The sequence below is a fragment of the Micromonospora aurantiaca ATCC 27029 genome (assembly GCF_000145235.1).
Taxonomy (GTDB): Bacteria; Actinomycetota; Actinomycetes; order Mycobacteriales; family Micromonosporaceae; genus Micromonospora; species Micromonospora aurantiaca.
In genome coordinates this window covers 5,869,890-5,882,921 of the sequence record NC_014391.1, presented here as the reverse complement: position 1 = coordinate 5,882,921, position 13,032 = coordinate 5,869,890, and the positions used below count along the sequence as shown (strand labels likewise).

The 13,032-nt window shown below is 72.1% G+C and carries 9 protein-coding genes; 2 read left to right on the top strand and 7 right to left on the bottom strand.

Going from position 1 to position 13,032, the window contains the following annotated elements:
* Positions 1-18 precede the first annotated feature (18 nt).
* Both MICAU_RS26075 and pta read right to left on the bottom strand, forming a co-directional pair.
* Positions 19-1,131, bottom strand: coding sequence for an acetate/propionate family kinase (locus tag MICAU_RS26075; protein ID WP_013288345.1), 1,113 nt, complete (start codon positions 1,129-1,131; stop codon positions 19-21).
* Positions 1,128-3,203 carry a phosphate acetyltransferase gene (gene pta, locus MICAU_RS26070; RefSeq protein ID WP_085985949.1) on the bottom strand — a complete coding sequence of 692 codons (2,076 nt, stop codon included), beginning with the start codon at positions 3,201-3,203 and terminating at the stop codon, positions 1,128-1,130. The genes MICAU_RS26075 and pta overlap by 4 nt, the downstream gene beginning before the upstream one ends.
* A gap of 93 nt (positions 3,204-3,296) precedes the next feature.
* Between pta and MICAU_RS32875 the strand changes: the two genes are divergently transcribed.
* Together MICAU_RS32875 and MICAU_RS26060 are read left to right on the top strand one after the other, a co-directional pair.
* Positions 3,297-3,830 carry a hypothetical protein gene (locus MICAU_RS32875; protein ID WP_174361740.1) on the top strand — a complete coding sequence of 178 codons (534 nt, stop codon included), beginning with the start codon at positions 3,297-3,299 and terminating at the stop codon, positions 3,828-3,830.
* Positions 3,823-6,153, top strand: a complete 2,331-nt coding sequence (locus tag MICAU_RS26060; protein WP_013288342.1) for a bifunctional polysaccharide deacetylase/glycosyltransferase family 2 protein — start codon at positions 3,823-3,825, stop codon at positions 6,151-6,153. Before MICAU_RS32875 ends, MICAU_RS26060 begins: the two co-directional genes overlap by 8 nt.
* 36 nt (positions 6,154-6,189) lie before the next feature.
* On the opposite strand, the gene MICAU_RS26055 is transcribed toward MICAU_RS26060, so the two are convergent.
* From MICAU_RS26055 to MICAU_RS26035, 5 genes are all read right to left on the bottom strand, one after another.
* Complete coding sequence (locus MICAU_RS26055; protein WP_013288341.1) at positions 6,190-6,369, bottom strand: DUF6104 family protein; 180 nt, start codon at positions 6,367-6,369, stop codon at positions 6,190-6,192.
* 66 nt (positions 6,370-6,435) lie between these two features.
* Positions 6,436-10,179, bottom strand: a complete 3,744-nt coding sequence (locus MICAU_RS26050) for a multifunctional oxoglutarate decarboxylase/oxoglutarate dehydrogenase thiamine pyrophosphate-binding subunit/dihydrolipoyllysine-residue succinyltransferase subunit (RefSeq protein ID WP_013288340.1) — start codon at positions 10,177-10,179, stop codon at positions 6,436-6,438.
* A gap of 258 nt (positions 10,180-10,437) precedes the next feature.
* Positions 10,438-11,265 carry a DUF2705 family protein gene (locus MICAU_RS26045; protein ID WP_013288339.1) on the bottom strand — a complete coding sequence of 276 codons (828 nt, stop codon included), beginning with the start codon at positions 11,263-11,265 and terminating at the stop codon, positions 10,438-10,440.
* Positions 11,262-12,203, bottom strand: coding sequence for an ABC transporter ATP-binding protein (locus MICAU_RS26040; protein ID WP_013288338.1), 942 nt, complete (start codon positions 12,201-12,203; stop codon positions 11,262-11,264). The genes MICAU_RS26045 and MICAU_RS26040 overlap by 4 nt, the downstream gene beginning before the upstream one ends.
* A gap of 138 nt (positions 12,204-12,341) precedes the next feature.
* Complete coding sequence (locus MICAU_RS26035; protein WP_013288337.1) at positions 12,342-12,998, bottom strand: hypothetical protein; 657 nt, start codon at positions 12,996-12,998, stop codon at positions 12,342-12,344.
* Between the last annotated feature and the right edge of the window lie 34 nt (positions 12,999-13,032).

The following is a 13,032-nucleotide window of genomic DNA, read 5'->3' as shown; positions in this document are numbered from 1 at the left end:
GCGCGGAGGGCCGGGCGGTCAGACGCCGAGCACCTCGCGGGTCTCGCGGGCGATCTCCCGCTCCTCGTCGGTGCCGACCACCAGCACCGCCACCTCCGCGTCGTCGGGGGAGACGAGCCGGTCGCCGTGACCATCGTTGCGCGCCGGGTCGACGGCGACACCGAGCCGCTCCAGTCCGGCCAGCGACGCCGCCCGTACCGGCGCGGCGTGCTCGCCGACCCCGGCGGTGAACGCGATCGCGTCGACCCGGCCGAGCAGCGCGTAGTACGCGCCGACGTAGCCGGTGATCCGGCGGCAGTAGACGTCGAACGCCAGCGTCGCGTCCGGGTCACCGGCGTCGCGGCGGGCCAGCACCTCGCGCATGTCGTTGACGCCGGTCAGCCCGAGCAGGCCGCTGCGGTGGTTGAGCAGGTCGTCGATGTCGTCCACCACCATGCCGCCCTCGCGGCGCAGGTGGAAGATGACTGTCGGGTCGAGGTCGCCGCTGCGGGTGCCCATCACCAGGCCCTCCAGCGGGGACATGCCCATCGAGGTGGCCACGCTGCGCCCACCCTGGACGGCGCACGCGCTCGCCCCGTTGCCCAGGTGCAGCGTGATCGTGTTGAGCTGGTCGTACGGGCGGTCGAGCAGGTCGGCGACGCGACGCGAGACGTACGCGTGCGAGGTGCCGTGGAAGCCGTAGCGGCGCACCCCGTACCGCTCGGCGATGGCCTTGTCGATCGCGTACGTGGCGGCGGCCTCGGGCAGCGTGTGGTGGAACGCGGTGTCGAAGACGGCCACCTGCGGGACGTCCGGCAGCGCCTCCCGGGCCACCCGGATGCCGGCGAGGTTGGCCGGGTTGTGCAGCGGCGCGAGCGGCACCAGATCCTCGATCGCGGCGACGACCGCGTCGTCGATGCGTACCGGCGCGCTGAACTTCCGCCCGCCGTGCACCACCCGGTGGCCGACGCCGGTCAGCCCGGTCAGGTCGAGCCGGCCGATGATCTCCCGGACCGCGCTCTCGTGGTCGGCCGGCCCGCCGCCGGGTTCGCCGATCCGTTCGACCGTGCCCTTGTCCAGGACGTCGTCGCCGTCGTACAGCCGGTACTTGACCGACGAGGATCCGCTGTTGAGGACCAGGATGCGGCTCATTCCGACGCCTCCGCGGCGGCCTGGATGGCGGTGATCGCCACCGTGTTGACGATGTCCGGCACTGTGGCGCCGCGGGACAGGTCGTTCACCGGCCGCCGCAGGCCCTGCATGACCGGCCCGACCGCCACCGCTCCGGCCGACCGCTGCACCGCCTTGTACGTGTTGTTGCCCGTGTTCAGGTCCGGGAAGATGAACACCGTGGCCCGCCCCGCGACCGGGCTGTCCGGCAGCTTGGTGGCCGCCACCTGCGGGTCGATCGCGGCGTCGTACTGGATCGGACCCTCGACCAGCAGGTCCGGCCGGCGTTCCCGGACCAGCTTGGTGGCCGCCGCGACCTTCTCCACGTCGGCGCCGGCGCCGGAGCTGCCGGTGGAGTACGACAGCATCGCCACCCGCGGCTCGATGCCGAACCGGGCCGCCGTGTCGGCCGACGAGATGGCGATGTCGGCGAGCTGGTCGGCGTCGGGGTCGGGGTTGACGGCGCAGTCGCCGTAGACCAGCACCCGGTCGGCGAGCAGCATGAAGAAGACGCTGGAGGCGACGGAGACGCCGGGCACGGTCCGGATGATCTCGAAGGCCGGGCGGATGGTGGCGGCTGTGGTGTGGGTGGCGCCGGAGACCATGCCGTCGGCATGACCGGTCTGCACCATCATCGTGCCGAAGTAGTTGGGCTGCGCCACGATGTCGTGCGCCAGCTCCACGGTGACGCCGCGGTGGGCGCGCAACTGCGCGTACGCCTGCGCGAACTCGTCCCGCCACGGGCTGGTCACCGGGTCGACGACCTGGGCGTCACCGAGGTCGACGCCGAGTTCCCGGGTCCGCCGGGCGATCTCGTCCGGACGGCCGAGCAGGGTGATCTCGGCGACGCCCCGGCGCAGCAGCACCTCGGTCGCGCGCAGGATCCGCTCGTCCGCGCCCTCGGGCAGCACCAGCCGGCGGCGCCGGGCGCGGGCCCTGTCGATCAGGTCGTTCTCGAACATCAGCGGGGTGACCCGCGCGGACCGGCTGACCCGCAACCGGCGGGCCAGGTCGTCGGTGTCCACGCAGCGTTCGAACGCGCCGAGCGCGGCCTCGACCTTGCGCGGGTTGGCGGTGCTGGGGCGGCCCTCGATCCGGCTGGACGCGGCCACCGTGTCGTAGCTGTCGCTCGGCACCGACAGCACGGGGAGCCCGGTGTTCATCCGCTCGACCAGGCGCATGGCCCGCGGATCGGGCTGCTCGCCGAGCGTGAGCACCAGCCCGGCCAGCGACACCTGCCCGGCCACGTGCGCGGCGCCGGCGGCCACCAGCAGGTCCGCCCGGTCGCCCGGGGTGATCACCAGCGCCCCGTCGGTGAGGTGGTCCAGCAGCGTCGGCACGTGCGCCGCCCCCACCACGTAGTCGAGCACGTCGCGGTCGAGTGCGGTCTCGTCGCCGGTGAGCACCGTGCCGTGCAGCGCCGCCGCCACCTCGGCCACCGTCGGCGCCGACACGGTCGGCACCTCGGGGATCGCGTACGCGGGCACCGGCAGTTCGGGCAGCGTCATCGGCTCCGGCACGCGGTTGGCCAGCGCCGCGATCACCGTCGCGCCGAGGTCGGCCAGATCGTGGTACGCGCCGCGCAGCGCCGCCGCGATCGTGTCGGGCGTCTGCCCGAACCCGTCCACGACGGGCACCACGACGCTGCCGAACTCGGTCGCCAGCCGGGCGTTGAAGGCCAGCTCACGGGGGCCGGTGCCGTCGCCGTAGGCGAAGTCGCTGCCGACCACCACTATCGCCGGGCAGCGCCGCTCGACCTCCCGGTAGCGGGTGACGATCCGGGAGATCAACTCCTCCCGGCGGCCGTCCGCGACGAGCGCGCTCGCCTCGGCGTACGTGGCGCCGTACAGCTCGTCGACCGGCAGTTCCATCCGGTAGCGCTCGGTGAGCAGGGCGAGGATCGGGTCGGTGCCGTCACCGGCGACGAGCGGCCGGAACGCACCTATCCGTTCCACCTGGCGGGACAACAACTCGGCCAGGCCGAGCGCCACTGTCGATTTTCCCCCGCCCGAACCAACGCCGGTCAGGTACACGCTGCGCGCCACGGCACCCAACCTACAAGATCGAGGTCAGTGCTGCCCGTTCTGCCTGGTCACACCGGCTAGCCAGGGGAGAAGGCGGGATTTTTTCGCATCTACACTTGCCGCGTGGATGGCCCGACCGCACTGATTCCCATCGTACCGGAATCGCCCCCCGTCTTCGTCGACCCGAGCGGGCGGCGACGCCGGCGGCTGCGCCGTCTCGCCTACTGCGCCGGCGCGGCGGGTGTGGTCTACACGGTCATGGTCGGGGTCAGCTTCGCCGGCGGGCCGATCACCCCGGACAGCGTCATCCCGTTCGTCGAGCCGACCAGCGAGCAGCGGCTGCCCTCGCCGAACCCGCCGGCGTCGCCCGCGCCCGCTGTGACCCGTCCCACGCCGGACGCGCCCGCCGACGTCCGGACCGCTCCGGTGCGGGTGCCGGCCACCTCCGTCGCCCCCGCCGCCACGGCCTCGCCGAGCCCTCGGTACCCACGGCCGACCCGGACCGCCCCGACCGTGCCGCGGACCACCCCGGCGGCCACCACCGCGCCGCCCACCGCCCCCACCGCCGAGGTGCCGCCGCCACCCGCTGTCGATCCACCGCCGGTCGTCGACCCGCCCGCCGACCCCGTCGCGCCGGCCGATCCCGCCGATGAGTGACGAGGCACCCGCCCGCCCGTCGACAGGTGACCAGCCCACCGCCCCACTGGACCCCCGCCGCGTGCACGCCGCCCGCCGGCACCGGGCCGGGCGGCGGCCGGACGACGCGTCCACAGTCGTGCTGGACGTCCGGCAGATCCCCGGCGCGCGGCAGATCCCCGGCGCGCGCCGGTCCCGTGGGCGGCGTCTGCTGCCCCGGCCGAGCTGGGCCCTGGTCACCATGGTCGTGGTCGTCCTGGCCGGTCTGCTGGTCGTCGAGGCGTACACGAACGCCGCGTTCGTGCCCGACAACCGGGTGACGCCCGGCAGCCAGCGGGAGGTCCCCAGCTCGGTCATCGGGGGCGGCCCGATCGTCAACGTCGGCGCGGAGGGCCGGACCCAGTCGCACCGGCTGCCGCCGCGTACCGTCGCGCTCACCTTCGACGACGGGCCCGACCCGCGGTGGACGCCGGAGGTGCTGCGCGTCCTGGACAAGTACCGGGTGAAGGGCACCTTCTTCGTCATCGGCTCACAGGTCGTCCGCAACCCGGAGGTGACCCGCCGGCTGGTGACCGAGGGACACGAGCTGGGCGTGCACACGTTCACCCATCCCGACCTCGCCGCGCTGCCGGACTGGCGGCGGGAACTGGAGTACGCGCAGACGCAGCTCGCCGTCGCCAGCACCACAGGCGTCCGGCCGTCGCTGCTGCGGTTCCCGTACTCGTCCCGCGCGGACGCCTACACCGACCGGGACTGGCCGATGCTGCGGCAGGCCGGCGAACTGGGCTACCTCACAGTGGTCAACGACGTCGACAGCCGGGACTGGGAGCTTCCGTCGGTCGAGGAGATGGTCGCCAACGCCACGCCGGACGGGACGGCGGGCACGATCGCGCTCTGGCACGACGCGGGCGGCGACCGGTCCGGCACCGTGGCCGCGCTGGACCGGTACATCCCGATGATGCTGGAGCGCGGCTACCGCTTCACCACGGTCAGCGAAGGGCTCAACCAGACGTTCGCGGCAGCAGGCGTATCAGGCCCGGTCGGCGGGCAGACGGCGGCCCCGCTCGACGAGCGGTGGCGGGGACACGTGCTGGTCGGCGCGGTACGCGTGGCAGACGGCATGTTCGGGATGCTCGGCGTCTTCTTCGTGCTCGTCGGGGTGCTCACCGTCGGCCGGACCCTGCTGCTGTTCGTCATGGCACCACGGCACGCGGCCCGCCGCCGTCGCCGCGACTGGTCCTGGGGGCCGCCGGTCACCGAACCGGTCTCGGTGATCGTGCCCGCGTACAACGAGCGGGAGGGCATCGCCGCGGCGGTCCGCTCGCTGGCCCTGGGCGACCACCCCGGCGGCATCGAGGTGGTGGTGGTCGACGACGGCTCGACCGACGGAACCGCCGACATCGTGGCGGCGCTGCGCCTGCCGAACGTCCGGGTCGTGCGCAAGCCCAACGGCGGCAAGCCGAGTGCGCTGAACACGGGTGTCGCGCTGGCCCGGCACGACCTGATCGTCATGGTCGACGGCGACACGATCTTCGAGCCGGACTCGGTGCGCCGGCTGGTCCAGCCGTTCGCCGACCCCGGGGTCGGCGTGGTCGCCGGCAACGTCAAGGTCGGCAACCGCCGCGGCCTGATCGCCAAGTGGCAGCACATCGAGTACGTCATCGGCTTCAACCTCGACCGCCGCCTCTACGAGACGCTGCGCTGCATGCCCACCGTCCCGGGTGCGATCGGCGCGTTCCGGCGCCAGGCGCTGGAGCAGGTGGGCGGCATGACCGACGACACGCTGGCCGAGGACACCGACGTCACCATCGCCCTCGGCCGGGCCGGCTGGCACATCGTGTACGAGGAGAGCGCCCGCGCCTGGACCGAGGCCCCGACCACCGTCGGCCAGCTGTGGAAGCAGCGGTACCGGTGGAGCTACGGCACCCTCCAGGCGATGTGGAAGCACCGGCGCTCGGTGATCGACAGTGGCCGGTCGGGCCGGTTCGGCCGCCGGTGCCTGTCGTTCCTGACGCTGTTCGGTGTGCTGCTGCCGCTGGCCGCCCCGGTGATCGACCTGCTCGCGATCTACGGGCTGATCTTCCTGGATCGCAGCGACACGGTGGTGGCCTGGCTGGCGATGCTCGCGCTCCAGTTCCTCACCGCGGTGCTCGCCTTCCGGCTGGACCGGGAGAAGCTCGGCGTGCTCTGGGTGCTGCCGTTGCAGCAGTTCGTCTACCGGCAGGTGATGTACCTGGTGCTGCTCCAGGCCGTCGGCACCGCGCTGACGGGCGGCCGGCTCGGCTGGCAGAAGCTGCGGCGTACCGGAGACCTCCGGGTCGCCGGGCGGGGCGCGACCGGCTGAGACCCGGCCGCGCGGCGCGTCGGTCCGTCGCCCGGGTCAGTCGTCGTCCGGGTCGTCGAGGCGGGCCAGCCAGGTGGCGAACCGCTCGATCGGGGTCTCGAACTCCGGGTTCAGATCGATGAAGTCACGCAGCCGCTCGCCCAGCCACTCCATGCTGACCTGCTCGTCGCCACGGCGCTCGACCAGCTCCTCGATGCCACGGTCGGTGAAGTACACGGTGTTCCTCTCGTCGTCGTACGGCAGCGGCCCGCCCCGGGTCGGGACGGGCCGCTGCCGGTGATGTCACGGGCGGGGGAGAGCCGCCTCGATCAGCGCGTTCTGCTCGACCTCGTGCATCTTCGCCGAGCCGACCGCCGGGGCGGCGGCGGCCGGGCGGGAGATGCGGCGCAGCCGGACCTCGGGCAGGTGCTCCAGCAGGTTGAGCGCGACGAACGACCAGGCGCCCTGGTTGGCCGGCTCCTCCTGGACCCAGGCGAAGTCCTCGGCGTTCGGGTACTGCGCCAGCGCGGCCCGGACCTCCTCGACGGGCAGCGGGTAGAGCTGCTCCATCCGGAGGATCGCGGTGTCGGTGACGCCCCGCTCCTGCCGGGCCTGGAACAGGTCGTAGTAGACCTTGCCCGAGCAGAGCAGCACCCGCTTGACCTGCTCCGGCGCCGGAGCCGCGGTGTCGGCCAGCACCGGCTGGAACGTCCCGGTGGTGAAGTCCTCCACCGGCGACACGCAGAGCTTGTGCCGCAGCAGCGACTTCGGCGTGAACACCACCAGCGGCTTGCGCTTGGGCGACAGGGCCTGGCGGCGCAGCAGGTGGAAGTAGTTCGCCGGGGTGGTCGGGATGGCCACCCGCATGTTGTCCTCGGCGCAGAGCTGGAGGAACCGCTCCGGGCGGCCGGAGGTGTGGTCCGGGCCCTGGCCCTCGTGGCCGTGCGGCAGCAGCAGGGTCACCGCGGAGCGCTGGCCCCACTTCACCTCGCCGGAGGAGATGAACTCGTCGATCACCGACTGGGCGCCGTTGACGAAGTCACCGAACTGGGCCTCCCAGGCCACCAGCGCGTTGATGTTCTCCACCGAGTAGCCGTACTCGAAGCCCATGGCCGCGTACTCGGAGAGCAGCGAGTCGTGGACGAAGAAGCGCGACCGCTCGCCGTCGGCGGTGAGCGACTTCAGCGGCAGGTAGTCCTCGCCGGTCTTGGCGTCGACCACCGAGGCGTGCCGCTGGACGAACGTGCCGCGGCGCGAGTCCTGCCCGGCGAGCCGGACGGTGACCCCGTCGTGCAGCAGCGTGCCGAACGCGATGATCTCGGCGAAGCCCCAGTCGATGCCGCCCTCGACGGACATCTTGCGGCGCCGCTCCAGCAGCTGCTGGATCCGCTTGTGCGGGGTGAAGCCCTCCGGCAGGTTGACGTGCGCCTCGCCGATCGCCTTGACCACTGCGGCGTCGGTGGCGGTGTCGACCTGCGGCTCCGGCTCCTCCTCCCGCGCCGGGCGGCTGAGCTGACGCGGGGTGGTCGCGGCGTCCCGGGTGGCCTTGAAGACCCGCTCAAGCTGCCCCTGGTAGTCGCGCAGCAGCTCCTCCGCGTCCTCCACGGTGATGTCGCCGCGCCCGATCAGCTCCTCGGTGTAGAGCTTCCGGACGGACCGCTTCGAGTCGATGATCTTGTACATCTCCGGGTTGGACATCGACGGGTCGTCGCCCTCGTTGTGCCCGCGCCGGCGGTAGCAGACCATGTCGATCACGACGTCCTTGTTGAACGCCTGCCGGTACTCGAACGCGAGCCGGGCCACCCGGACCACGGCCTCCGGGTCGTCGCCGTTCACGTGGAAGATCGGCGCCTGGATCATCCGGGCCACGTCGGTGCTGTAGAGGCTGGACCGGCTGTACTCCGGGGCGGTGGTGAAGCCGACCTGGTTGTTGACGACCACGTGCACGGTGCCGCCGGTGCGGTAGCCGCGCAGCTGGGACAGGTTGAGCGTCTCGGCCACAACGCCCTGGCCGGCGAAGGCGGCGTCACCGTGCACCGCCAGCGGCAGCACGGTGTAGCCCTCCAGCTTGAGGTCGATGCGGTCCTGCTTGGCCCGGACGATGCCCTCCAGCACCGGGTCCACGGCCTCCAGGTGCGACGGGTTCGCCACCACCGACACCTTGACCGCGTGCTCGCCGTCCGGGGTGGTGAACTTGCCGTTCTGGCCGAGGTGGTACTTCACGTCGCCCGAGCCCTGCGTGGACCGCGGGTCGAGGTGCCCCTCGAACTCGGAGAAGATCTTCTCGTACGGCTTGCCGACGATGTTCGCCAGCACGTTGAGCCGGCCGCGGTGGGCCATGCCGATGACGACCTCGTCCAGCCCGGCCTCGGCGGAGCACTCCAGCACCTCGCCGAGCAGCGGGATCAGCGACTCGCCGCCCTCCAGCGAGAAGCGCTTCTGGCCGACGTACTTGGTCTGGAGGAACGTCTCGAACGCCTCGGCGGCGTTGAGCCGGTTCAGCACGTGCTTCTGCTCGTCGGAGCTGGGCTTCTCGTACTTGCGCTCGACCCGCTCCTGGATCCAGCGCCGCTCCTCCGGGTCCTGGATGTGCATGTACTCGATGCCGACCCGGCGGCAGTACGAGTCGCGCAGCACGCCGAGGATCGACCGCAGCTTCATCCGCTGCTGGCCGGCGAAGCCGTTGACCGGGAAGACGCGGTCGAGGTCCCAGAGCGTGAGCCCGTGCTGGAGCACGTCCAGGTCCGGGTGCTTACGGATCTTGAACTCCAGCGGGTCGGTGTCGGCCATCAGGTGGCCGCGCACCCGGTACGCGTGGATCAGCTCGTGCACCCGAGCGGTCTTGTTGATCTGGCCTTCGCTGTCGACGGCCACGTCGCGCATCCAGCGCACCGGCTCGTACGGGATCCGCAGCGAGGTGAAGATGTCGTCGTAGAAGCCGCGCTCGCCGAGCAGCAGCTCGTGCATGACCTTCAGGAACTCGCCGGACTGTGCGCCCTGGATGATCCGGTGGTCGTACGTGCTGGTCAGCGTGATGACCTTGCTGACCGCGTTCTCGGCCAGGGTGGCCTCGCTCATGCCCTGGTAGGGGGCCGGGTATTCCATCGCGCCGACGCCGATGATGGCGCTCTGCCCCTGCATCAGGCGCGGGATCGAGTGCACCGTGCCGATGCCGCCCGGGTTGGTGAGCGAGATCGTGGTGCCGGAGTAGTCCTCCATGGTCAGCTCGTTGCGGCGGGCGCGCCGGACCACGTCCTCGTACGCCTGCCAGAACTGCCGGAAGTCCATCTGCTCGCAGCCCTTGATGGACGGCACCACCAGGTTGCGCGAGCCGTCCGGCTTGACCAGGTCGATCGCGATGCCCAGGTTGACGTGCTCCGGGCGGACCATCGCCGGCTTGCCGTCGACCTCGGCGAAGGAGTTGTTCATCTCCGGGTGCTCGACGACCGCGCGGACGAGCGCGTACCCGATCAGGTGGGTGAAGCTGACCTTGCCACCGCGACCGCGGGTCAGGTGGTTGTTGATCACGATGCGGTTGTCGACGAGCAGCTTGGCCGGGACGGCGCGCACGCTCGTGGCGGTCGGGACGGCGAGCGACGCGTCCATGTTCTGCACGATCTTGGCGGCGACGCCGCGCAGCGGCGTGGTGCCCGCGGCGCTCGCGGTCGGCGCCTTGGCGGCCGGCTTGGCCGGGGCGGACTTCTTGGCCGGCTCGGGCGCCTTCGCCGCCGGCTTGGCGGCGGGCTTGGCCGGAGCGGGCGTGGCCTTGGGGGCGGCCTTCGGCTCGGTCTTGGCGGGCTGCGCGGTGACGGTCGCCACCGCCTCCTGCTGCTCGGCCGGCTCCGGCTTCGCGGCCGGCTTGGCCTGCCCGTCCGGGCGCGGTGTGGCGGCGCCCGGGGCCGGCCGGTAGTCGGCGAAGAAGTCGTGCCAGGCCGAATCGACGCTCGAGGGGTCGGCGAGGTAACGCTGGTACATCTCCTCGACGATCCACTCGTTCGGGCCGAAACCCGCCAGTGGGTTCTCCTGCGAAGTCTGCTGGGTCGACACGGCCGCTAATCGCCTCTTTCACGCGGTTGTGAATGTCACGGTGGCCCCCGGTGACCCCCGGTTGCCGACGCTGGGTAAACCGATGCCAAGGCTACGCCGTGCGCTGCGCGCAGGCATTCTCGCCTCCGGCTGGTGGTCCGTTTCACAGAAGATGCCAGAAGTTCGGCAAACGCTGCGTGATCCGCCGACTCCTGCTAGACGAGCGAGACCCCGGCCGATGACGTCCGTCACCGGCCGGGGTCCGTCCCCGACGCGAGGTCAGGAGATGTCGCGCTTGCGGATCGTGGCCACGCCGATCGCGCCGGCCACCACCGCGTACCCGATCAGCACCAGGGCGCCGGCCCACTGCGGCGGGTTGCCCGGGATGTCCGTGTCACCGCCGACCATGAGCCCGGAGGCCAGCGACGGGACCAGCAGCTGGAGCTTGTTGATCCAGTCGCCGTACCGCGCCGCGAGGAGGCTGAGGACGATGACCGCGCCGATCGCGCCGCCCAGGTAGAACAGGATGCCGGTCACGGTGGCGCCGATCTGGCTGCGGATCAGCACGCCGAGCCCGACGCCGAGCACCGACCACAGCAGGTACGCCAGGCCGTTGAGCGCGATCGCCCGCCACACGGCGCCGCTGCCGAGTTGCGAGCCGACGTCCACCGAGCTGAGGATCAGCGGCGCGGTGACCAGGTTCAGCACCGTGGTGACGAGCCAGAACAGCAGCGCCAGCACGCCGGCCGCGGCCAGCTTGGCCAGCATCACAGCGGTGCGGTGCGGCGCGGTGAGGAACGTGGTGGTCACCGTCTGGTGGAAGAACTCGCTGGTCACCACAACGATGCCCAGCAGCAGCACGATGAGCAGCCCGAAGAACTGGCCGTTCGTGTAGAGGTTGGCCGCCAGGTTGTCGGCGGCCGAGATGGCCTGCAACTGGTCGGACTGGTCGGCCGGCACCTCGCCGAAGTCCCCGCCGGCCAGCGCCTCGGTCTGCAACCAGTTGAAGAACAGCGTGAGCGCCCACAGCGCCAGGCTGATCAGCCCGAAGATCCACCAGGTGCTGGTGGTACGGATCTTGAGCAGTTCGGATCGGACAAGCGTCATCGGATCTCCGCCTTTCCGGCCGTCAGCTCCAGGAAGACCCCTTCGAGGTCGGGGCGCTCGGTGGTCAGCTCGTGCAGCTCGACCTTGGCGGCCAGCGCGACCCGGCCCACAGCCGGCGCGTCCACGCCGGTGACCAGCAGCGCGCCGTGCGGGTCGGTGTCGACGACGGCCGACTGCTCGCGCAGGGCCGCGGTCAGTTCGTCGGCCTGCGGGGTGCGCACCCGCACCCGCACGTCGTGCGTCATCGAGGCCATCACCTGGTCGACCGGGCCCTGCCGGACCAGCTTGCCGGCCGCGATGATCACCACGTCGTCGGCGAGCAGCTGCATCTCGGAGAGCAGGTGGCTGGAGACCAGCACCGTCCGTCCCTCGGCGGCCAGCCCCTTGAGGAAGCCGCGCATCCAGCGGATGCCCTCCGGGTCCAGGCCGTTGGCCGGCTCGTCCAGGATCAGCACCTGCGGGTTGCCGAGCATCGCGGCGGCGATGCCGAGCCGCTGCTTCATGCCGAGCGAGTAGCCCTTGAACTTGCGCTTGGCGGCGGGCGAGAGCCCGACCAGGGCGAGCGCCTCGTCGGCGCGCTCCTTCGGCAGGCCCGCCGCAGCGCAGATCACCCGCAGGTGGTTGATGCCGGTGCGGCCCTTGTGCGCGCTGGACGCCTCCAGCACCGCGCCGACCGTACGCAGCGGATCGGGCAGGTCGGCGTACCTGCTGCCGCCGATGGTGGCCGTGCCGGCGCTCGGCGTCACCAGGTTGAGCAGCATGCGCAGCGTGGTCGTCTTACCGGCGCCGTTGGGGCCGAGGAAGCCGGTGACCCGGCCCGGCTCGACCGTGAACGACAGGTTGTCCACCGCGCGGACGGTCTTGTATTGCTTGGTCAGGCCGGACACGATGATCTGGCCGGTCCCGGCACTGGGGCGTGGCTGCCCGTCGGACATCATTCTCCTCTCCTGCCCCGGCGGGCTCGTCGCGCGCCGGTGGGGGCGCCGTTGCGGGGGCACCCGGCAACAGCCTTCCAACCCGGCGCAAGGGGGTCAATCAGGCGGGACGCGTACGCGCCGTCCTCCTCAGGGAGGAGATCACCGGGTCGGCAGCGCCACCCAGGTGGCCCGGGCGCGGCCGAGCAGCGCGCCGTCCGAACCGTACAGGCTGGTGTGCACCTCGGCCTTGCGTCCCTCACCGCCGACCGCGAGGCCCGTCACCACGCACTCGTCGCCGGGCCGTGGCAGCGCCGTGACCTGCGCGGCGATCCGCCCCAGCACGTACGGCCGGCCGGGCGCGAGCACCGCCCAGCCACCCGGGCAGTCCAGCGCCGCCCACACAGTCGCGGGCACCACGTCGGCCGGCGCGCGGAACGGCGCGGCGGTCCGCCCGTCCGGCAGCCGCCCGGGGAAGATCCGCAGCCCGTCCGGGTTCGCCGGGCCGCAGACGTAGCAGCGGGGGAAGGGGTGGTCGACCAGACCGGGGTACGCCCGCGCGGCGTCGGCCGCCGTCGCCCGGTCCACCGGCGGCACCACCGCGTCGACCGGTTCGACCCGGCGTACCTGGGCGATCAGGTGTCCGTCCGGATCGCGTACCTCGCCGTCGGCGGCGGTCAGCGGCGTGTCCAGCGGCGGCGGCCGGCGCAACGTGACCTCCACCGGGCCCCGGTCGTCGATCAGCGCGGCGAAGATCCCGGCGCTCCAGCCGCCGTTGCCGGAGCCGTCCGGCCCCTGGAAGCGGGCCTCGACCAGCATGTGCACCTCCGGTTCCCCTCCGCCTGCGCCGTCG